Origin of the sequence: Bradyrhizobium sp. CCGE-LA001 (assembly GCF_000296215.2) — a bacterium.
GTDB lineage: Bacteria > Pseudomonadota > Alphaproteobacteria > Rhizobiales > Xanthobacteraceae > Bradyrhizobium.
The window spans coordinates 7,537,217-7,556,432 of sequence record NZ_CP013949.1 but is presented as its reverse complement, the minus strand read 5'-3'; the positions used below and the strand labels follow the sequence as shown (position 1 = coordinate 7,556,432).

Below are 19,216 nucleotides of genomic sequence, written 5' to 3'. Positions count from 1 at the left end.
GGCTCTCCTCTCGCGTCCCGGAGGCGGCGGAGCCTGAAGTGCTGGGCCGCTGATCCGCAAGAACCAAGCCCCGGATGGGCTAGCGCCGCATCCGGGGCCCCGCACCAAAAACAAGCGTATACATAAACGGGTACAGGGGATCGGCGTGGCAGAGATGGCCGTTCAGAGCGATGTAATCGACGACGCCGGACCGTATGATCGCGCCAAGGCTTTGAGCGCGTTCAAGCTCGGCGACGTCACCTTCTACTGGATCACGCGGCTTTCCGCAATCTCGGTGCTGCTTATCCTCGGCGGCATCATCATGTCCTTAATTGTCGGAGCCTTCCCCGCGATCAAGGAATACGGCCTGCCGTTCCTGTGGACGCAGCGCTGGGCGCCGTCGGCCGATCCGCCCGTGCTCGGCGCGCTCGGGCCGATCTACGGCACGCTCGTCACCTCCTTCATCGCGATGCTGATCGCCATTCCGGTCGGTCTCGGCATTGCGATCTTCCTCACCGAGCTCTGCCCGCAATGGCTGCGCCGCCCGATCGGCATGGCGGTCGAGCTGCTCGCCGGCATTCCCTCGATCATCTACGGCATGTGGGGCTTCTTCGTGCTCGGCCCGTTCCTGGCCAACACGTTCCAGCCCTTCATGATCAGGGTCTTCGACGGCGTCCCCGTGCTGGGCGCTATCTTCGCAGGGCCTCCGTCCTACCTCAGCCTGTTCAACGCGGCGCTGATTCTCGCCATCATGGTGCTGCCCTTCATCACGTCGATCTCGGTCGACGTGTTCAAGACGGTGCCGCCGGTGCTCAAGGAAGCCGCCTACGGCGTCGGCTGCACCACTTGGGAAGTCGTCCGCAGCGTGGTGATCCCCTACACCCGCGTCGGCATCATCGGCGGCGTCATGCTGGCGCTCGGCCGCGCGCTGGGCGAGACCATGGCGGTGACCTTCATCATCGGCAATTCGTTCCGCATCTCCTCCTCGATCTTCGCGCCGGGCACCACGATCTCGGCGGCGATTGCTTCCGAGTTCGCCGAAAGCGACGGCCTGCACCAGTCCGGCCTGATCCTGCTCGGCCTCTTGCTGTTCGTGCTGACGTTCTTCGTGCTCGCGGCCGCCCGGTTGATGCTGCTGCGCCTGGAAACCAAGGCGGGGAAGTGAAGCCATGAACCCGATCTATTTACGCCGCCGCCGCTGGGACATCGTCATTCGCGGCCTCTGCATCGCAGCCGCAGCGTTCGGCGTCACCTGGCTCGCGCTGATCTTGGCAACACTGCTTTACAACGGCCTTGCCGGGCTCAACCTCCAGGTCTTCACCGAGAACACGCCGCCGCCCGGATCGAACGAGGGCGGTCTGCTCAACGCCATCGTCGGCTCGCTCATCATGACCGTGATCGGCGTCGGCATCGGCGCGCCGCTCGGCCTGTTCGCCGGCACCTATCTCGCCGAGTACGGCCGCAACGACAAGCTGACCTCGGTGATCCGCTTCATCAACGACATTCTCCTGTCGGCGCCCTCGATCATCATCGGCCTGTTCATCTACGGCGCGGTGGTGGTGCCGATGCGGGGCTTCTCGGCCATCGCCGGCGCGCTGGCGCTCGCCGTCATCGTGATCCCGGTCGTGGTGCGCACCACCGAAGACATGCTGCTGCTGGTGCCGAACCCGCTGCGCGAGGCGGCCTCCGCGCTCGGTCTGCCGCGGTCGCTGGTGATCAAGCGCATCGCCTATCGGGCCGCGCGCTCCGGCCTCATCACCGGCGTGCTGCTGGCGACTGCCCGCGTCGCGGGCGAGACCGCGCCGCTGCTGTTCACGGCGCTGTCGAACCAGTTCTTCAGCCTCGGCCTGAACAAGACGATGGCCAACCTGCCGGTGACCATCAACAACTTCGTGCAGAGCCCCTACGAATATTGGAAGCAACTCGCCTGGAGCGGCGCGCTGCTCATCACTCTGACTGTGCTTGCCCTGAACATTGGCGCGCGCATCCTTGGCGCCGAGAGGACTGCAAAATGAGCGAAATGTCTGTTTCCGTCAGTGCGCCGACCGTTCACCCCGGCTCGCAGCCGTTGCCCGAGGCGCCCGCCAAGGTCACCGCGCGCAACCTGAACTTCTATTACGGTGAGCACCACGCGCTGAAGAACATCAATCTGGCGCTCGGCACCAACCGCGTCACGGCGTTCATCGGCCCGTCGGGCTGCGGCAAGTCGACCCTGCTGCGCATCTTCAACCGGATGTACGATCTCTATCCGGGCCAGCGTGCCACCGGCCAGCTGTTGCTGGATCAGACCAACATCCTCGATCCTAAGCTCGACCTCAACCTGCTGCGCGCCCGCGTCGGCATGGTGTTCCAGAAGCCGACGCCGTTCCCGATGACGATCTACGAGAACATCGCCTTCGGCATCCGCCTCTACGAGAAGATCTCGAAATCCGAGATGGATGATCGGGTCGAGAAGGCGCTGCGCGGCGGCGCGTTGTGGAACGAGGTCAAGGACAAGCTCAACGCCTCCGGCCTGTCGCTCTCCGGCGGCCAGCAGCAGCGTCTCTGCATCGCGCGCACCGTCGCGGTGCGGCCCGAGGTGATCCTGTTCGACGAGCCCTGCTCGGCGCTCGATCCGATCTCGACCGCCAAGGTCGAGGAGCTGATCCAGGAACTGTCCGAAAATTACACGATCGCGATCGTCACCCATAACATGCAGCAGGCGGCCCGTGTCTCCGACAAGACCGCCTTCATGTATCTCGGCGAGCTGATCGAGTTCGACGACACCAGCAAGATCTTCACGTCGCCGAGCGACCGGCGCACGCAGGATTACATCACCGGCCGGTTCGGCTGAGGAGACGGGACATGGGTTCTGAACATACCGCAAAGGCCTTCGACACCGACCTCCAGGAGCTCACCCGCCTGGTCGCCGAGATGGGGGGCATCGCCGAGCGCATGATCGTCGACTCCGTCGACGCGCTGATCCGCCGCGACGTCGCACTCGGCCAGCGCGTCGTCACCATCGACGCCGAGCTCGACGCGCTGCAGAAGCGCATCGAGGAGCGCGCCGTGCTCACCATCGCCCGCCGCCAGCCGATGGCGGTCGACCTGCGCGAGATCGTCGGCGCCATGCGCGTCGCGACCGATCTGGAGCGCATCGGCGACCTCGCCAAGAACATGGGCAAACGCGTCGCCGCGCTGGATGCGGACTTCCATCCGCTGAAGCTGTTTCGCGGCCTCGAGCACATGACCGACCTCGTGCAGCAGCAGGTCAAGTCGGTGCTGGACGCCTATGCCGCGCATGACCTGCCGGCGGCGATGGCGGTGTGGAAGGGCGACGAGGAGGTCGACGCCATCTGCACCTCGCTGTTCCGCGAGCTCCTCACCTACATGATGGAGGATCCGCGCAACATCTCGTTCTGCATCCACCTGATGTTCTGCGCCAAGAACATCGAGCGGATCGGCGACCACGCCACCAACATCGCCGAGACCGTGTTCTACATGATCGAGGGTCAGGCGATGACCGACAAGCGGCCGAAGGGCGACATGACGACCTTCGCCACGACGGTCCCGAATACCTGACGACTTAAGGAGCGACGACCACATGGGCGCACGCATTATGGTGGTTGAAGACGAAGAAGCTCTCACCGAGCTTCTGCGCTACAACCTCGAAGGCGACGGCTATGACGTGGAGACGGTGATGCGCGGCGACGACGCCGACACTCGCCTCAAGGAACACATCCCCGATCTGATCGTGCTCGACTGGATGCTGCCGGGGCTGTCAGGCATCGAGCTGTGCCGGCGTCTGCGCACCCGTCCCGAGACCAAGCAGCTGCCGATCATCATGCTCACCGCGCGCGGCGAGGAGAGCGAGCGGGTGCGGGGTCTTGCGACCGGCGCCGACGATTACATCGTCAAGCCGTTCTCGGTGCCGGAGCTGCTGGCGCGGGTGAAGGGCCTTCTGCGGCGGGCAAGCCCGGAGCGGCTCGCCACTGTGCTGGCCTATGGCGACATCGAGCTCGACCGCGACAAGCGCCGCGTCGCGCGCTCGGGCCGGCCGATCGATCTCGGCCCGACCGAGTATCGCCTTCTGGAGTTCTTCCTGGAGCATCCGGGCCGCGTGTTCTCGCGCGAGCAACTGCTCGACAGCGTCTGGGGCCGCGACATCTACATCGACGAACGCACCGTCGACGTCCATATCGGCCGCCTGCGCAAGCTGCTCAATCTCGGCCGCGAGCAGGACCCGATCCGCACGGTCCGCGGTGCCGGCTATGCGCTCGACGATCGGTTTGCGAAGGCGGAGCAGACGTAAGGTTTTTGAGTTTGTTCGCTGGCAGCTGTGGCTACAATCTCAACTGTCGTCCCGGGGCGCGCGCAGCGCGAACCCGGGACCCATAAACACAAGACGTGGTTGGGCGACGACTCGGTGTGACCATCTCGCGCAACACTTGCGCCCTGAGGTTATGGATCCCCGCGTTCGCGGGGGTGACACCGAGCAATTGGAGCCGTCATCGCGCGACGGCTGCTGTCCTTGCAGTCAGTTAAACCCCGCTCACCGCGTGCTCGGCTTGGCCGGCGCGCGCCGACGATCCGCTGCGGGCTGATAGGCGACGCGCGAGTGCTGGGCGCAGTAGGGCAGGCCGGAGAGCGCCTTGCCGCCGCAGAAGAAGAAATCCGGGCTCGAGGGATCGCCGACCGGCCAGTGGCAGGTCGCCTCGTTCAATTCCAGCAGCGACAGCCGCTGGCTCATCGGCACCACGTTGTCGTAGGTGACGGGCTCTGCCTCGACCTCGACCTCGAAGGCCTGCGCCAGCGCGGTGTTGCCGCGTGAGATCGGACGGGTCACCCGCATCATGTGCTGCGCCGGACGCGCCTTGCGCGGCCGGGGCGCGGCCGAAGACGGACTCTTGGCGCGGCCGGACAGGCCGAGCCTGTGCACTTTGCCGATCACGGCATTGCGGGTCACATTGCCGAGCTCAGCCGCGATCTGGCTGGCCGAAAGTCCGGCCTCCCAGAGCTTTTTCAGCTGCTCGACGCGATCATCGGACCAGGTCAAAACCGTCATTGCACCCTTTCCCTCGCTGCGCGCCGCCATCCTGGGGCCTCGCAGCGAATGCCTAAGCCTTGAAAAAACCCGTGCCGCCAGAATCCCTTAAGGCTCGCCGGGCGCGCAACGAGCGCCCGAACGTTTACGCCGGTACATGAGGACTCTTGGGATCAGAACCGCTGCACGAGATGTCGTATCTGACAGTCCAAACGCTACAATATGGCGTGACTCCCGCGCAAGAGTCCGCCGACTCGCTTCCACATGTTCCGTGGTGAAAACCCCGCAAAATCGGCACCGCAAGACTACGGAATCAGCGTTTCGCGAGGCTTTCCGGGCGGCATTGACACCCGTCTTGCCAGGCATAAGATAGTGCCGCGTGCCGCCCTTAAAAGGCGGCACGTTTCGTTTTCCGGACCGGTCAATGGTGCGCTGCGCAAGGCATACCAGGCAGGTCTCAACATTCAAATGCAACATCCAAGTGATGGTCATGACCAACAGCGCCGCGCCGCATCTGCTTCCCGTTTTCGCCAGGGCCGACCTTGGTTTCGAGCGCGGCGAAGGCTGCTGGCTGATCGCGACCAATGGCGATCGCTATCTCGATTTCACCTCGGGTGTTGCGGTGAACGCGCTCGGCCATTGCCATCCGGCGCTGGTCAAGGCCTTGCAGGAGCAGTCGACGAAGCTCTGGCACATGTCGAACCTGTTCCAGAGCCCGGATGGCGAGAAGCTCGCCGTGCGCCTGTGCAACGAGAGCTTTGCGGACTTCGTGTTCTTCTGCAATTCCGGCGCCGAAGCGCTGGAGGGTGTGATCAAGCTGGTCCGCCACCATCACTTCTCCAAGGGCCATCCGGAACGCTATCGCATCATCACCTTCGAAGGCGCCTTCCACGGCCGCACGCTGGCGACGCTGGCCGCGACCGGATCTGCAAAATATCTCGAAGGTTTCGGCCCGCCGATGGACGGTTTCGACCAGGTCCCGCATGGTGACATCGACGCCGTGAAGAAGGCGATCGGTCCGCAGACCGCCGGCATCCTGATCGAGCCGATCCAGGGCGAGGGCGGCGTGCGTTCGTCGACGCCCGCCTTCCTCAAGGCGCTGCGCCAGCTCTGCGACGAGAAGGGTCTGCTGCTCGCTTTCGACGAAGTGCAGACCGGCATGGGGCGTACCGGCGATCTCTTCGCGCACCGGCGCACCGGCGTCACGCCTGACGTGATGTCGCTGGCCAAGGCGCTCGGCGGCGGCTTCCCGATCGGTGCGGTGCTGGCCACTGCGGAGGCGGCCGCCGGCATGGGGCCCGGCTCACACGGCTCGACTTTCGGCGGCAATCCGCTCGCGATCTCCGCTGCGAATGCCGTGCTCGACGTCATGCTCAAGCCCGGCTTCTTCGATCACGTGCAGAAGATGTCGCTGCTGCTCAAGCAGAAGCTCGCCTCTGTGATCGACCGCCACCCCGATATCGTCAGCGAAGTCCGTGGCGAAGGTCTGCTGATCGGCATCAAGGCGGTGGTGCCTTCGGCTGATCTCGTTGCCGCCTTGCGCAACGAAAAGCTGCTCACGGTCGGTGCCGGCGACAATGTCGTGCGCTTCCTGCCGCCTCTGATCGTCACCGAAGCCGAGATCGAGGACAGCGTCGGGCGGCTCGAGCGTGCTTGCGCTGCGATCTCGTCCAGTCAGACCAAGCGGGCGGCAAGCTGATGAGCAAGTCGCCGAGACACTTCCTCGACATCAACGAGCTCCCGTTGTCGGAGCTCAAGCGCATGCTCGCCGCATCCTCCGCCATGAAGGCGAAGCAGAAGGCGCATCAGCCGGTCAGGCCGCTCCAAGGCAAGACGCTGGCGATGATCTTCGAGCGTCCTTCGACGCGGACGCGGGTGTCGTTCGACGTGGCCATGCGCCAGCTCGGCGGTGAGCCCATCATGCTCACCGGCGCCGAGATGCAGCTCGGCCGCGGCGAGACCATCGCCGACACCGCGCGCGTGCTGTCGCGCTATGTCGACGCCATCATGATCCGCATCCTCAATCACGAGGCGCTGCTGGAGCTTGCCGCCTATGCGACCGTGCCCGTCATCAACGGCCTGACGCGCCGTTCGCATCCCTGCCAGGTGATGGCCGACCTCATGACCTACGAGGAGCATCGCGGCCCGATCGAGGGCAAGACGGTGGCCTGGACCGGCGACGACAACAACGTGCTGGCGTCCTGGGCGCACGCCGCCGAGCGCTTCAAATTCCAGCTCAATGTTGCGACGCCTCCGGAGCTCGCACCCAAGAAGGTGATGCGCGACTGGATCAAGGCGACCAACGCGCCCATCGTGCTCGGCACCGATCCGGAAGCCGCGGTGAAGGGCGCCGACTGCGTCGTCACCGACACCTGGGTGTCGATGGGCGACAAGGAGGGCGAGCATCGTCACAACGTGCTCAAGCCGTACCAGGTCAACGGCAAGCTGATGTCGCTGGCCAAGCCCGACGCGCTGTTCATGCACTGCCTGCCGGCCCATCGCGGCGAGGAGGTCACGGACGAAGTGATCGACGGCCCGCAATCGGTCGTGTTCGACGAGGCCGAAAACCGTCTGCATGCGCAGAAGGGCATTCTGGCCTGGTGCTTCGACGCGGTGAAGTAGCGCCGGTGGAAGCCCGGCGACCGCCTTGCACACACTGTCGTCCCGGACAAGCGCCGCACAGCGGCGCGCCGATCCGGGATCCATAGCCACAGGAAGTTGTTTGGCGAGGACTCGGGGTTGTCATCTCGCGTTGTGATGTAATCATGTGGCTATGGGTCCCGGGCTCGCGCTTTGCGAGTCCCGGGACGACACTGATCTTGTCGTGCTTTCGTGTGATCCATTCTGCATCCGGATCGCACCCCCTTCCAATCCCCATCTCAGACCCCAGATAGAGCGCCATGGTTTCCCAATCTCCTGACATGAAAGCCGGGCCCGAAGGCCCGGTTCGCGCACCATCAGCGGTTCCGATCGATGACGCCGTGCTGCCTTACGAGGTCGATGCGCTCGACGTGCGCGGCCGCTTGGTGCGGCTTGGCCCGGCGCTCGACGACATCCTGACCAAGCACGATTATCCCGCGCCCGTCGGCAAGCTGCTCGGCGAGGCCATCGTGCTGACGACGCTGCTCGGCTCGGCGCTGAAATTCGAGGGGCGCTTCATCCTCCAGGCCCAGACCGACGGTCCGGTGTCGTTCCTGGTCGTCGATTACATGGCCCCGGATCGCCTGCGCGCTTACGCGCGCTACGATGCCGCGCGTCTCGGCGAGGCCAAGGATTCTGGCTTGAACTCCGGCGCGCTGCTCGGCCGCGGCCATCTCGCCATGACCATCGATCAGGGCCCCGACATGAGCCGCTATCAAGGCCTGGTCGCGCTCGACGGCGGCGGCCTGGAAGAGGCCGCCCACGAATATTTCCTGCGCTCCGAGCAGATCCCGACGCGCGTGCGCCTTGCGGTCGGCGAGGAATGGCGCTCGAGCGACGGCGGCAAGCATCGCTGGCGCGCCGGCGGCATGCTGATGCAGTTCCTGCCGAAGGCGCCGGAGCGCGCACGGCAGGCGGACCTGCATCCCGGCGATGCGCCCGAAGGCACCGAGGTGCACAGCGTCACGGAAGACGACGCCTGGGTCGAGGCGCGCTCGCTGATCGAGACCGTCGAGGACGTCGAGCTGATCGATCCCGAGCTCTCCGGCGAGCGGCTGCTGTTTCGGTTGTTTCACGAGCGTGGTGTGCGTGTGTTCAACCCGCTGTCGCTGAAAGCGCAATGCTCTTGCTCGCGCGATGCGGTCGCCTCCATGCTGAAGAGCTTTTCGGCTGACGATCGCGCCGCGATGGTGAAGGACGACAAGGTCGTCGTGACCTGCGAGTTCTGCTCGTCGGTGTACCAGTTCACGCCGGATGAGGCGGGCGTGGAGGACGCGTAGGGCCTCGCTGCGCTCGCAAGGACGCGGTCGCGAAGGCTGTTTGCCACACCCTCGCTGTCATCGCCCGGCTTGACCGGGCGATCCAGTACTCCGAGACGGCAGCGATTGAGTCGAGAGGCCGCGGCGTACTGGATTCCCCGCCTTCGCGGGGAATGACACCGCCCCTAGTTCAACACCCGTTTGTTGTCGGGGCTGTCGAGCGAGAACGTCGGCACGTCGATGTCGAAGCGCTCGCCGCTCTCGCTGACCATCTGGTAGCGACCGGTCATGAAGCCGGAGGCCGTCGTCAGCGGCACGCCGGAGGTGTATTCGAAGCGCTCGCCGGGAGCCAGGATCGGCTGCTCGCCGACCACGCCCTCGCCCTTGACCTCCTGCTGCCGGCCGGACGCGTCGGTGATGATCCAGTGCCGCGTCTTCAGCTGCACGGTCTCCTCGCCGGAATTGGTGATGACGATCGTGTAAGACCAGAAATAGCGCGAGCGGTCAGGCGACGACTGCTCCGGAACAAAGTTCGGCTCGACGGTCACTTCGATCTGGCGGGTCACGGCGCGGTACATGTGGCCATCATACCGATTCCCCGGCCGGGAACCAAACGCCGCGAGACGGCCTTGGCGACATCGTCCCGCCAGAATTCGCGGGGAAGGACACCGCGATGTGATCTGGCCGCTTTGCGAGAGATCGGCCGGATCGATACACTGCCTCACACGTCGCGATTTGCGGAAGGGTTTTGAGTCCCCGATGACCATTGCCGACCAAGTGACGGGATCGACGATCGCGGGAACCGCCCAGCCTGCGGGGGCGAGGCCCCGCGTCGCCGCGCCGGCCATCACGCTGCCGGCCATCGGCGAGCGCGAGCTGCGGCTCGATCTGTTCCGCGGGCTGGCGCTGTGGCTGATCTTCATCGACCATCTGCCGCCGAGCCTGCTCACCTGGTTCACCATCCGCAATTACGGCCTCAGCGACGCCACCGAGATCTTCATCTTCATCTCCGGCTACACAGCCGCTTTCGTCTACGGCCGGGCGATGCTGGAGAGCGGCGTTCTCATCGCCACGGCGCGCATCCTGCGCCGGGTCTGGCAGATCTACGTCGCCCACGTCTTCCTGTTCACGATCTTCCTCGCCGAAATCTCCTATGTGGCGACCAGGTTCGAGAACCCGCTCTACACCGAAGAGATGGGGATCATGGACTTCCTCAAGCAGCCGGACGTCACCATCGTGCAGGCGCTGCTGCTGCGTTTCCGTCCCGTCAACATGGACGTGCTGCCGCTGTACATCGTCTTGATGCTGGCGCTTCCGCTGATCCTGTGGTCGATGAAATGGCGGCCCGACGTCACCCTCGGGCTTTCGGTGCTGCTGTACGCGGTCACCTGGGAGTACGATCTCTATTTGTCGGCCTATCCGAACGGCTTCTGGGCGTTCAATCCCTTCGCCTGGCAATTGCTGTTCGTGTTCGGTGCATGGTGCGCACTCGGAGGTGCGCGGCGCATGTCACGTATCCTGGCCTCGCCGGTGACGATGTGGATCTCGATCGCCTATCTCGTTGCGGCGTTCTACGTGACGTTGACCTGGTACGTGCCGCAGCTCTCCCAATTCATGCCGAAGCGGATCGAGCAATGGATGTATCCGATCGACAAGACCGATCTCGATGTGCTGCGCTTTGCGCATTTCCTGGCGCTGGCGGCGCTCACGGTGCGCTTCCTGCCGCGGACCTGGCCGGGCCTGAAATCGCCCTGGCTGCGGCCGCTGATCCTGTGCGGCCAGCATTCCCTCGAGATCTTCTGCCTCGGCGTCTTCCTGGCTTTCGCCGGCCATTTCATCCTGGCCGAGGTCTCCGGCGGCGCAGCCATGCATGCGTTGATTAGTCTCTCTGGAATCCTGATCATGTGGGGGGTGGCCTGGGTGATTTCGTGGTACAAGCGTGTGGCTGACAAGAGCGGTGCGAAAACCAAGAACGCCGTCGGCAACGCCGATCTGGCGGGAGGGGGCTGATGAAGGCGAAGGTTCTCCTGAGCCTGGTCCTGCTATGCGGTAACCTCGCCGCGCCCCTGGCGCGCGCCGGCGATGCTGCGCCTGCTGCTCCGGCCGTGCCCCCGGCATGCGAACTGCCGTCCTATCTGCTTACCAGCGAAAGCCAGCTTCCCAAGGTCGCCGACGCGGTCAAGAGCGGCAAGCCGCTGGAAATTCTGGTCATCGGCAGCCGCTCGACCACGATTCCATCCTCGGAGAGCAGCTCCTATCCAGCGCGCATGGAGGCGACGCTGAAGGACAAGCTGCCGCCCTCGGAGGTGGTGCACGTCTCCGTAGAAGTACAGAGCAAGAAGACGGCAGAGGAAACGGCCGGCACCTTCGTTAAGCTGATGGAAGCAAAAACGCCTACTTTGGTCATCTGGCAGACCGGGACCGTGGATGCTATCCGAGCCATCGATCCCGACGATTTTCGCGGCGCGGTCACCGAAGGGGTTACTGCATTGCAAAAGGCAGGGGCAGACGTCGTCTTGATGAATTTGCAGTACAGCCCGCGTACCGAAACCATGATCTCGACACAGCCTTTTCTCGATAATATGCGCGTGGTGGCGCAGGAGCACGACATCCCGCTGTTCGATCGCTTCGCGATCATGCGGCAGTGGAATGATCAGGGCCAGTTCGACCTGTTCAACCCAACCCGCGGCCCTGAGCTGGCGAAACAGGTCCATGATTGCCTTGGCCGGGCGTTGGCACAGTTCGTGATCGACGCAGCCCGTCTGGAGCCGGCCCAGCAGCAAAATTGAGGTCTAGCGTTAATGAGTTTTCTCCGCCCTTTTTGCCTGACGCCAGCGCTGGCTGCGATCGCAGCGGCGCTGCTGCTGTTGCTGACGCCCGCGTCGCCGTCTCGCGCGCAGACGCACGCTGCACAGACGACGCCCGCGCAGCCGGCTGATCCCGCCTCCGCCTCGCACGCACAAACCACCGTCGCTGCGACATCTCCCGAGCAGCGCGGCATCACGGCCCGCGCCATCGACAAGGTGAAGGAGGTCGCAAAATCCGCCGGCGACATTTTCAGCCGCGTGCCCTGCCTGCCGCCGAAGGGCGGCTCGAAGGCGATGGGCTCGCTGCCGCATGTCGCAAGCAAGCTCGTCGCCGGCCAGCCGGTCGTCATCGTTGCGTTCGGCTCCTCGTCGACCGCGGGATTCGGCGCGAGCTCGCCGGAGTTCAACTATCCGAACCGTCTCGCGGCGCAGCTGCGCCGGCACTATCCGACCGCCGACATCACCGTCGTCAACGCCGGCGTCGGCGGCGAGGACGCGCCCGAGATGATGAAGCGCCTTCAGACGCAGGTGATCGACGTCCATCCGGACATGGTGATCTGGCAGGTCGGCACCAACGCCGTGCTGCGCAACCTCGATCCCGGCGATACCGCCAAGCTGGTCGAGGACGGCATCTCCCGAATCCAGGCCGCAGGCGGCGCCGACATCGTGCTGGTCGATCCGCAATATTCGCCGGCCGTTAACCAGCGCGCCGAGAGCGCCGGCAAGATGATCAAGCTGCTTGGCAAGGTTGCCGAGCTCCGCAAGGTCGGCATCTTTCCGCGCTTCGAGGTGATGCGCGACTGGCACGAGAACCAGTCGATCCCGGTCGAGGGCTTCGTCATCGCCGACGGCCTGCACATGAACGATTGGGGCTACGCCTGCTTCGCCCAGCTGCTCGGCGACGACATCATCCGCTCGGTCGGCCAGATCAGGCTGGGCGTGAACGTGCCGGCGGACGTGCGAGCGTATCGGCCGATGTGACGAGACGCGAATGGGGAATGGCGAGTAGCGAATAGGGATTGCACTCGCTATTCGCAACTCACTATTCGCCGCTCACGCCTTCTCCAGCGCCGCGGTCAGATCCTCGATCAGATCATCGGCATGCTCCAGCCCCGCAGAGAAGCGGATGAAGCCTTCGCTGATGCCGAGTGCGGCGCGGTCTTCCGGCTTCAGGCGCTGATGCGTCGTCGTGGCTGGATGCGTGACGAGGCTCTTGGCGTCGCCGAGATTGTTCGAGATCTTCGCCAGCTTCAATTCGTTGAGCACGCGGAAGGCGGCCTGCTTGCCGCCCTTGACCTCGAAGCCGACCAGCGTCGAGCCGCCGCGCATCTGCTTCTTCACCAATGCTGCTTGCGGATGATCGGCGCGGCCGGGATAGACCAGCCGCGAGACCTTCGGATGGCTCGCCAGTACCTCGGCAATGCGTGCTGCGGTGTCGGTCTGCGCACGCACGCGCACGCCCAGCGTCTCCAGGCCCTTGAGCAGGACCCAGGCATTGAACGGCGAGATCGACGGGCCGGTCTGACGCATGAAATTGTGGATGTGCTCGGCGATGAAGGCTTCCGAGGACAGGATGATGCCGCCGAGGCACCGGCCCTGGCCGTCGATATGCTTGGTCGCGGAATAGACGACGACGTCGGCCCCTAACGCCAGTGGGCTCTGCCAGATCGGGGTTGCGAACACGTTGTCGACGACGAGCCGCGCACCGCCCTTGTGCGCGATCTCGGCGATGGACGGGATGTCGAGCACGTCCAGCGTCGGATTGGTCGGGCTCTCCAGGAAGAACGTCTTGGTGTTCGGCCGCACGGCCCGCTGCCATTGGTCGAGATCGAGCCCGTCGACCAGCGTGGTCTCGATGCCGTAGCGCGGTAGCAGATCTTGGATGACATAGAGGCACGAGCCGAACAGCGCGCGGGAGGCCACCACGTGATCGCCGGCCTTCAGCGGCGCCAGGATCGCGGTCGTCACCGCCGCCATGCCGGTTGCCGCCGAGCGCGCGGCTTCCGCGCCTTCGAGCTCGATCATGCGGCGCTCGAACATCGAGATGGTCGGATTCGAATAACGCGAATAGATGAAGCCGGGATCCTCGCCCTTGAACCGCGCCTCGCACTCCTCGGCACTGTTGTAGACATAGCCTTGCGTCAGGAACAGCGCCTCCGACGTCTCGCCATATTGCGAGCGCAGGGTGCCGGAATGGACCAGGCGGGTTTCGGGGCGGTAGGTGGCAGGTGACTTCGACATAGGACCCTCCGATATGACCGTCTCGTCGAAAACGGTCACAAAAAAACCGGCCTGGATATCTCCACGGGCCGGGATCACAGAGGTCCCCGGCCTGTTTAGCGACTTATTTAACGTGGCTGCAAGCCGGCCGGCTCAAATCACCACGGGATAAGTGATGCTCATATTCCGCAATGCTCTTTCCGTCAAGGCGTCCATCGGATAGCCGTAAAAGGCTAGTATTTCCCGTATGTCGGGATGTGTTTGCTCCCTGATGAGGACCCCCGGTTGACGTTCACGGTCGCTGCCGACGCCAATGGTATCCTGCCCGACCGCATGATCGCGGCGATGGCGGAGGCGGGGCTCATCCTGCCTGCCTACGATTTCGTCGAAAGCCAGATCCAGCCGGCGAGCCTCGATCTGCGCCTCGGCGACATCGCCTATCGCGTCCGCGCCAGCTTCCTGCCCGGTCCCGGCGCCACCGTCGCCGAGCGCATCGACGAATTGAAGCTGCACGAGTTCAGCCTGGCCGACGGCGCGGTGCTGGAGACCAACTGCGTCTACATCGTGCCGCTGCTGGAGAGCCTTGCGCTGCCGCCGGAGATCGTCGCGGCCGCGAACCCCAAGAGCTCGACCGGCCGGCTCGACGTCTTCACGCGCGTGATCGCCGACGGCACCCGCCGCTTCGACATGATCGGCGCCGGCTATCACGGTCCGCTCTATGCCGAGATCAGCCCGAAGACGTTTCCGGTGCTGGTGCGCGAAGGCTCGCGCCTGTCGCAGGTGCGCTTTCGCACCGGCGATGCCATCCTCAACGCCGACGAGCTCGATGGCTTGCATGCCACTGAGCGCCTCGTCGACATCGACGATGCCGACCTCTCGGGCGGCGTCGCTGTGTCGGTCGATCTGTCGGGCGAGAAAGCGAACGGCTTCGTCGGCTATCGCGCCAAGCGCCATACCGGCGTCGTCGACGTCGATCGCCGCTCCGGCTATGCGGTGGAGGACTTCTGGGAGCCGATCTCGGCCCGTCCCGACGGTAGCCTGATCCTCGATCCCGGCGAGTTCTACATCCTCGCCTCCAAGGAAGCCGTTCAGGTTCCGCCCGACTACGCCGCCGAAATGGTGCCGTTCGATCCGCTGGTCGGCGAATTCCGCGTGCACTATGCCGGCTTCTTCGATCCCGGCTTCGGCTATGCCGGCGCGGGCGGGCTAGGATCGCGGGCGGTGCTCGAAGTGCGCTCGCGCGAGGTGCCGTTCATCCTCGAGCACGGCCAGATCGTCGGCCGCCTCGTCTACGAGAAGATGCTGGCCCGCCCCGATGCGATGTACGGCCAGCGTATCGGCTCGAACTACCAGGCGCAGGGCCTCAAACTATCGAAGCATTTTCGGGTGTAGCCCCACACCTTACTGTCATGCCCCGGCTTGACCGGGGCATCCAGTACGCCGCAGCCTCTCGATTCAGTCACTGCTGCCTCGGAATACTGGATCGCCCGCCTTCGCGGGCGATGACACTGAATGTGTGGCAGGATGCGAAACGGGCTCGGGCTGTGTGCGAGGTGACGACATGACCGATCTATCCGATCTCAACGCAAACATCCTCAACGACGTCGCCGACGCGCTGATCTATTCCGATCGCTCCGGCACGATCATGCGCTGGAATCGTGCGTCGACCGCGCTGTTCGGTTTCACGGCGGACGAAGCGCTCGGCCAGAATCTCGACCTGATCATTCCCGAGCATTTGCGCGCCGCGCATTGGAAAGGTTTTGAGGCGGCGCTTGCCAGCGGCGCGATGAAGCTTGCGGGCAGGCCGACCCTGACCCGCGCGCTGCACAAGAGCGGGCGCAAGCTCTACATCGAGATGACGTTCGCGCTGGTGCGTGATGCAGGCGGTGCCGTGCAGGGATCTGTGGCGATGGCGCGCGATGTCACCGAACGCGTCGAGCGCGAGCGGGCGGCCAGGTCGGCACAAAATTCGTGATGCGGAATTGACGGGCGTGCTGCGCAGAGCGGCCTGCACGCGCATCATGTTGTCTGCAAACTGACGCAGTGACACACTCGATCAAAACAACGATCGGGAGCGAACATGACTGCTGCATCAGACACGGCGCAGGAAGCCCAATGGAAGCGCTGGCGGGCGATCGCTGATCTCTATCACGCCTACTTCACCGGCCTCATTCTTACCGTGGTCACGCGCCGTGGCGCCGCGGATGCCGCCGAATTCGTCTTCCGCGTGTTCCGCCGCCAGCAGCAGGAGCGCTTCCTGCCCGGGCTCGAAAAGCTCGGCCTCAGCCATCTGCCGCCGGCGGTCGCGGCTGCGCAATATCACTATCTCTCCAACTGGATCGGCGGCGTGCATGTCGAATACATGTATGAGAGCGACACCAAGGCCTGGATCCGCTATCCGCCGCCACGCTGGATCTGGAAGGGCACCGCGATCTGCGGGGTGCCCGGCGAGGTCTCGCGGGCGATGTTGCGCGGCTGGCACGCCAACAACGGCGTCGCGCTCGGCGATATCAGGCTGGGCTTCGTTTGCACCAAGCAGAGCGTCGATGGCCAGGACGGCCTCGAAGGCTACTATCATCAATACGACCATCCGCTGGAGCTCGACCAGCGTCTGGTGTTTGCGCGTCACCTCGAGGCGCCGCTGTTCGACGCGATCACCGCGCCGGCGCTGCCGGTTGCGAGCTGGCCGAAACCACGACTCGAGAAAGCCTATCGCAACTATGCGATGGAGTATGTCCGGACTGCCGCGCCGGTGATGGTGCAGCTGTTCGGCCCCGAGGACGCCGGCTATCTCCTTCACCTCACCGGCAAGCTGATCGGCATGCAGTATTTCGACGAGGTCGCAGCCGCGCTGTCGATGAGCCGCGGTGGTGCGCGCGAATTTGCCTCGTTCTTGAACGCCTTGTTCGCCGCGCAGGATGATGCCGCCGAGATGGCGCAATCCGAAGGCACGTTCGAAATCAGTCAGCAGAGCTGGAAGCTGATGGACGACGTCACCGACTATCACCCCGCTTGCGCCAAGGTGCTTGAGGGGCTGTTCGAAGGCCTGGCTGCGGGATGCGGGCGGCACATCGGCGTGCACATGCGTCCAGCCAAGGGCGGCCGCCCGCCGCTGGTGTGGACACTCCAGTAATTTCACCCTTGGAATGCGCTGCCGCAGAGCACGCCTGCACCCTGCGCAGGAGGAATCGGCGCGCGCCGTGCTAACAAGCCCTGCCGCGCCTCGCGCGCGAAGAAATTGATTGGCACACCTGTTCATTGCCGCGCCGCAAATGGCGCTCGTGCCCGGGAGAGGACATGTCCGACATCGCCGAAATCCCGGTCGATGAACAAGAGCGTCCGTTGCCGCCGCCTCCGCCGCCGATCAAGAGCGCGCTGACGGATGGACCGATCCTGCGCACGCTGCTCTCGCTGGCTTGGCCGAACGTGATCGGGCTCTCAGCCGGCATCTGTGTGGTGATCGCGGAGACGTCCTATGTCGGCCGGCTCGGCGTCGAGGCGCTGGCCGCGATGGCGCTGGTGTTTCCGACCGTGATCCTGACCATGACGATGTCGGGCGGCGCCATGGGCGGCGCGGTGGCCTCCGCCATCGCCCGCGCGCTCGGCGCCGGCAACCGCGAACGCGCCGGCACGCTCGCGATGCATGCGCTGATGATAGGCATCAGCTTCGGTCTCGTCTTCATGCTGAGTATGCTGATCTTCGGGCCGCGCCTTCTTGAATTACTCGGCGGCCGTGGCGATGTGCTGACGCACGCCATCGCCTACACTCAGGTGTTTTTCGGCGGTGCGGTGCTGCCCTGGCTGCTCAACACCATGGCGGGCGTCCTGCGCGGCACCGGCAACATGAAACTGCCGTCGTTCCTCATTCTCAACTCCGCGGCCTGGCAGATCGTGCTCGGCGGCACCTTGGGCCTCGGGCTTGGCCCGGTGCCGCAGTTCGGCATGCGCGGCGTCGCCGCCGGTGCGTTGATCGCCTATTGCATGAACATCGGCATCATGGGCTGGTACCTGTTCTCCGGCCGCGCCGGAATCGTGCTGAGGCTGCGGGGCTTGCGCATTCAATGGGCGATGTTCTTCGACATCCTCAAGGTCGGCGCCATCGCCTGCTTCTCGCCGCTGCAATCGGTGCTGACGATCTCGATCTTCACCCACATGCTGGCGCAGTTCGGCACCGCGATCCTTGCCGGCTACGGCATCGGCGCGCGGCTGGAATTCTTGCTGACCTCGATCGCGTTCTCGTTCGGCATCGCCTGTGTGCCGATGGTCGGGATGGCGATCGGCGCCGGCCGCATCGCGCGGGCCCGGCGCATCGCCTGGATCGCCAGTGCTGCCGCCTTCGTGGCGGTCGGCGCGCCGGCATGCCTCGTTGCGATCTTCCCCGATCTGTGGGTCAACATGTTCACCGACAACGTGGCCGTGCGCGCGGCGAGCCATCAATATCTCTCGACGGTCGGACCGTTCTACGCCTTCTTCGGCCTTGCCACGACGATGTATTTCTCCTCGCAAGGCGCGGCCAAGGTGATCGGGCCGGTGCTGGCGCAGACCGCGCGGTTGATCTACATCGCCGCGATCGGCTGGTGGCTGTCGACCCACGGCGCCACCGCGCAGAGCTTCTTCTGGCTCGCCGCAAGCTCGATGGTCGTGCTCGGCCTGCTCTCGTGCTCCAGCGTGGTGCTGACGCGCTGGGGACCACGCCAGACAAAACCTGCGATCAGGCCTGCTCTTTCGACGGTCGACTAGCGATGCTTGTGGCGAGGACGGCCGGCACCGGAAACGCCCGGTGCATCGCGGCCACGGCCTCCTTCGTCTGTCCCTGAACATAAGGCGCAAGCTCGTTCGGCAGCATGTCGATGGTCCAGAGCAGGCGACACCGCGTCTCGCCGTCGGCAATCACCAGCACCGAAGCGCTGTAGTGCTTCAGCCGCTCATTGTTGATGGCATAGACGAGGCGCTGCCGCGCATCGTCGCAATCGACGAGCACCTCGCGCGCCACCGAACCGTTGGCGAAGGTGACGATCCGCGCATCGCCATCGCGCGTGCAGGCGGTGACGAAGCCCGGGACAAGCCGATGATGCAGCGCGCCGAAATCGCGCACCGCATCCCAGACGTCGTGCGCGGAGGCGGGGAGGGGGATGTCGTTGTGGATGGAGGCCATGAAGGTGTCCTTGATGATGTTTGGGTGGTTGCCACACACGCCGTCATTGCGAGCGCAGCGAAGCAATCCAGAGATATCTCTGCGAAGGCAGTCTGGATTGCTTCGTCGCAAGAGCTCCTCGCAATGACGAGGA

General features: G+C 64.7%; 19 protein-coding genes and 1 riboswitch. Of the genes, 15 read left to right on the top strand and 4 right to left on the bottom strand.

Going from position 1 to position 19,216, the window contains the following annotated elements:
* Positions 1 to 154: 154 nt before the first annotated feature.
* Genes pstC through phoB form a run of 5 tightly spaced genes read left to right on the top strand, consistent with a single transcriptional unit; the run spans position 155 to position 4,270 of the window.
* Positions 155 to 1,144 carry a phosphate ABC transporter permease subunit PstC gene (pstC, locus tag BCCGELA001_RS34350; protein ID WP_060737311.1) on the top strand — a complete coding sequence of 330 codons (990 nt, stop codon included), beginning with the start codon at positions 155 to 157 and terminating at the stop codon, positions 1,142 to 1,144.
* 4 nt (positions 1,145 to 1,148) lie between these two features.
* Positions 1,149 to 1,994 (top strand): phosphate ABC transporter permease PstA, encoded by an 846-nt coding sequence (gene pstA / locus BCCGELA001_RS34345; protein ID WP_008541001.1) that lies wholly within the window; start codon positions 1,149 to 1,151, stop codon positions 1,992 to 1,994.
* On the top strand, positions 1,991 to 2,812 hold the full coding sequence (gene pstB / locus BCCGELA001_RS34340) for a phosphate ABC transporter ATP-binding protein PstB (RefSeq protein ID WP_008541003.1): 822 nt from the start codon (positions 1,991 to 1,993) through the stop codon (positions 2,810 to 2,812). The genes pstA and pstB overlap by 4 nt, the downstream gene beginning before the upstream one ends.
* 11 nt (positions 2,813 to 2,823) lie before the next feature.
* Positions 2,824 to 3,540, top strand: a complete 717-nt coding sequence (gene phoU / locus BCCGELA001_RS34335) for a phosphate signaling complex protein PhoU (RefSeq protein ID WP_008541005.1) — start codon at positions 2,824 to 2,826, stop codon at positions 3,538 to 3,540.
* Between the two features lie 22 nt (positions 3,541 to 3,562).
* Entirely contained in the window at positions 3,563 to 4,270 is a 708-nt protein-coding gene (gene phoB / locus BCCGELA001_RS34330; RefSeq protein ID WP_008143479.1) for a phosphate regulon transcriptional regulator PhoB, read from the top strand.
* A 240-nt stretch (positions 4,271 to 4,510) separates the two neighbouring features.
* Here the strand turns inward: phoB and BCCGELA001_RS34325 are convergent, their stop codons facing one another.
* Entirely contained in the window at positions 4,511 to 5,023 is a 513-nt protein-coding gene (locus BCCGELA001_RS34325; RefSeq protein ID WP_008541008.1) for a GcrA family cell cycle regulator, read from the bottom strand.
* A 469-nt stretch (positions 5,024 to 5,492) separates the two neighbouring features.
* Here BCCGELA001_RS34325 and BCCGELA001_RS34320 point away from each other — a divergent pair, with 469 nt between their 5' ends.
* The 3 genes from BCCGELA001_RS34320 (at position 5,493) to BCCGELA001_RS34310 (ending at position 8,922) form a co-directional block, all read left to right on the top strand.
* Positions 5,493 to 6,701 carry an aspartate aminotransferase family protein gene (locus BCCGELA001_RS34320; RefSeq protein ID WP_008541010.1) on the top strand — a complete coding sequence of 403 codons (1,209 nt, stop codon included), beginning with the start codon at positions 5,493 to 5,495 and terminating at the stop codon, positions 6,699 to 6,701.
* Positions 6,701 to 7,624 carry an ornithine carbamoyltransferase gene (gene argF, locus BCCGELA001_RS34315; protein ID WP_060738011.1) on the top strand — a complete coding sequence of 308 codons (924 nt, stop codon included), beginning with the start codon at positions 6,701 to 6,703 and terminating at the stop codon, positions 7,622 to 7,624. Before BCCGELA001_RS34320 ends, argF begins: the two co-directional genes overlap by 1 nt.
* Before the next feature lie 278 nt (positions 7,625 to 7,902).
* Entirely contained in the window at positions 7,903 to 8,922 is a 1,020-nt protein-coding gene (locus BCCGELA001_RS34310) for an Hsp33 family molecular chaperone (RefSeq protein ID WP_060737310.1), read from the top strand.
* A gap of 164 nt (positions 8,923 to 9,086) precedes the next feature.
* Here BCCGELA001_RS34310 and apaG read toward each other — a convergent pair whose 3' ends face one another.
* Entirely contained in the window at positions 9,087 to 9,479 is a 393-nt protein-coding gene (gene apaG, locus BCCGELA001_RS34305; protein WP_008541024.1) for a Co2+/Mg2+ efflux protein ApaG, read from the bottom strand.
* A 181-nt stretch (positions 9,480 to 9,660) separates the two neighbouring features.
* Between apaG and BCCGELA001_RS34300 the strand changes: the two genes are divergently transcribed.
* From BCCGELA001_RS34300 to BCCGELA001_RS34290, 3 genes are read left to right on the top strand one after another with little or no spacing between them, the layout of a single operon-like run.
* Complete coding sequence (locus BCCGELA001_RS34300) at positions 9,661 to 10,911, top strand: OpgC domain-containing protein (RefSeq protein ID WP_060737309.1); 1,251 nt, start codon at positions 9,661 to 9,663, stop codon at positions 10,909 to 10,911.
* Positions 10,911 to 11,690 carry an SGNH/GDSL hydrolase family protein gene (locus BCCGELA001_RS34295; RefSeq protein ID WP_008541032.1) on the top strand — a complete coding sequence of 260 codons (780 nt, stop codon included), beginning with the start codon at positions 10,911 to 10,913 and terminating at the stop codon, positions 11,688 to 11,690. Before BCCGELA001_RS34300 ends, BCCGELA001_RS34295 begins: the two co-directional genes overlap by 1 nt.
* 12 nt (positions 11,691 to 11,702) lie before the next feature.
* Entirely contained in the window at positions 11,703 to 12,689 is a 987-nt protein-coding gene (locus tag BCCGELA001_RS34290) for an SGNH/GDSL hydrolase family protein (protein ID WP_060737308.1), read from the top strand.
* 72 nt (positions 12,690 to 12,761) lie between these two features.
* On the opposite strand, the gene BCCGELA001_RS34285 is transcribed toward BCCGELA001_RS34290, so the two are convergent.
* Positions 12,762 to 13,949 (bottom strand): O-succinylhomoserine sulfhydrylase, encoded by a 1,188-nt coding sequence (locus BCCGELA001_RS34285; protein ID WP_008541045.1) that lies wholly within the window; start codon positions 13,947 to 13,949, stop codon positions 12,762 to 12,764.
* Between the two features lie 74 nt (positions 13,950 to 14,023).
* Positions 14,024 to 14,103, bottom strand: a riboswitch (SAM riboswitch).
* 80 nt (positions 14,104 to 14,183) lie between these two features.
* Here BCCGELA001_RS34285 and BCCGELA001_RS34280 point away from each other — a divergent pair.
* The 4 genes from BCCGELA001_RS34280 to BCCGELA001_RS34265 all read left to right on the top strand — a co-directional run bounded on the left by BCCGELA001_RS34280 (position 14,184) and on the right by BCCGELA001_RS34265 (position 18,668).
* Positions 14,184 to 15,320 carry a 2'-deoxycytidine 5'-triphosphate deaminase gene (locus BCCGELA001_RS34280; protein ID WP_144441636.1) on the top strand — a complete coding sequence of 379 codons (1,137 nt, stop codon included), beginning with the start codon at positions 14,184 to 14,186 and terminating at the stop codon, positions 15,318 to 15,320.
* A 169-nt stretch (positions 15,321 to 15,489) separates the two neighbouring features.
* On the top strand, positions 15,490 to 15,903 hold the full coding sequence (locus BCCGELA001_RS34275; protein WP_008541048.1) for a PAS domain S-box protein: 414 nt from the start codon (positions 15,490 to 15,492) through the stop codon (positions 15,901 to 15,903).
* A gap of 105 nt (positions 15,904 to 16,008) precedes the next feature.
* Entirely contained in the window at positions 16,009 to 17,061 is a 1,053-nt protein-coding gene (locus tag BCCGELA001_RS34270) for a hypothetical protein (RefSeq protein WP_008541050.1), read from the top strand.
* Between the two features lie 164 nt (positions 17,062 to 17,225).
* Positions 17,226 to 18,668: an MATE family efflux transporter gene (locus tag BCCGELA001_RS34265; protein ID WP_060737307.1), complete on the top strand. Its 1,443-nt coding sequence runs from the start codon at positions 17,226 to 17,228 to the stop codon at positions 18,666 to 18,668.
* Here the strand turns inward: BCCGELA001_RS34265 and BCCGELA001_RS34260 are convergent.
* Positions 18,640 to 19,083, bottom strand: a complete 444-nt coding sequence (locus tag BCCGELA001_RS34260) for an SRPBCC family protein (protein ID WP_060738010.1) — start codon at positions 19,081 to 19,083, stop codon at positions 18,640 to 18,642. The genes BCCGELA001_RS34265 and BCCGELA001_RS34260 overlap by 29 nt on opposite strands.
* Positions 19,084 to 19,216: the final 133 nt, after the last annotated feature.

Excerpts from the sequence above, each read along its gene's own strand:
- phoU (WP_008541005.1), top strand. The coding sequence starts at position 2,824 with ATGGGTTCTGAACATACCGCAAAGGCCTTCGACACCGACCTCCAGGAG.
- phoB (WP_008143479.1), top strand. The coding sequence starts at position 3,563 with ATGGGCGCACGCATTATGGTGGTTGAAGACGAAGAAGCTCTCACCGAG.
- BCCGELA001_RS34310 (WP_060737310.1), top strand. The coding sequence starts at position 7,903 with ATGGTTTCCCAATCTCCTGACATGAAAGCCGGGCCCGAAGGCCCGGTT.
- pstA (WP_008541001.1), top strand. The coding sequence starts at position 1,149 with ATGAACCCGATCTATTTACGCCGCCGCCGCTGGGACATCGTCATTCGC.
- BCCGELA001_RS34300 (WP_060737309.1), top strand. The coding sequence starts at position 9,661 with ATGACCATTGCCGACCAAGTGACGGGATCGACGATCGCGGGAACCGCC.
- pstB (WP_008541003.1), top strand. The coding sequence starts at position 1,991 with ATGAGCGAAATGTCTGTTTCCGTCAGTGCGCCGACCGTTCACCCCGGC.
- BCCGELA001_RS34285 (WP_008541045.1), bottom strand. The coding sequence starts at position 13,949 with ATGTCGAAGTCACCTGCCACCTACCGCCCCGAAACCCGCCTGGTCCAT.
- apaG (WP_008541024.1), bottom strand. The coding sequence starts at position 9,479 with ATGTACCGCGCCGTGACCCGCCAGATCGAAGTGACCGTCGAGCCGAAC.
- BCCGELA001_RS34295 (WP_008541032.1), top strand. The coding sequence starts at position 10,911 with ATGAAGGCGAAGGTTCTCCTGAGCCTGGTCCTGCTATGCGGTAACCTC.
- pstC (WP_060737311.1), top strand. The coding sequence starts at position 155 with ATGGCCGTTCAGAGCGATGTAATCGACGACGCCGGACCGTATGATCGC.
- argF (WP_060738011.1), top strand. The coding sequence starts at position 6,701 with ATGAGCAAGTCGCCGAGACACTTCCTCGACATCAACGAGCTCCCGTTG.
- BCCGELA001_RS34320 (WP_008541010.1), top strand. The coding sequence starts at position 5,493 with ATGACCAACAGCGCCGCGCCGCATCTGCTTCCCGTTTTCGCCAGGGCC.
- BCCGELA001_RS34325 (WP_008541008.1), bottom strand. The coding sequence starts at position 5,023 with ATGACGGTTTTGACCTGGTCCGATGATCGCGTCGAGCAGCTGAAAAAG.
- BCCGELA001_RS34265 (WP_060737307.1), top strand. The coding sequence starts at position 17,226 with ATGTCCGACATCGCCGAAATCCCGGTCGATGAACAAGAGCGTCCGTTG.
- BCCGELA001_RS34280 (WP_144441636.1), top strand. The coding sequence starts at position 14,184 with ATGTGTTTGCTCCCTGATGAGGACCCCCGGTTGACGTTCACGGTCGCT.
- BCCGELA001_RS34290 (WP_060737308.1), top strand. The coding sequence starts at position 11,703 with ATGAGTTTTCTCCGCCCTTTTTGCCTGACGCCAGCGCTGGCTGCGATC.
- BCCGELA001_RS34270 (WP_008541050.1), top strand. The coding sequence starts at position 16,009 with ATGACTGCTGCATCAGACACGGCGCAGGAAGCCCAATGGAAGCGCTGG.
- BCCGELA001_RS34260 (WP_060738010.1), bottom strand. The coding sequence starts at position 19,083 with ATGGCCTCCATCCACAACGACATCCCCCTCCCCGCCTCCGCGCACGAC.
- BCCGELA001_RS34275 (WP_008541048.1), top strand. The coding sequence starts at position 15,490 with ATGACCGATCTATCCGATCTCAACGCAAACATCCTCAACGACGTCGCC.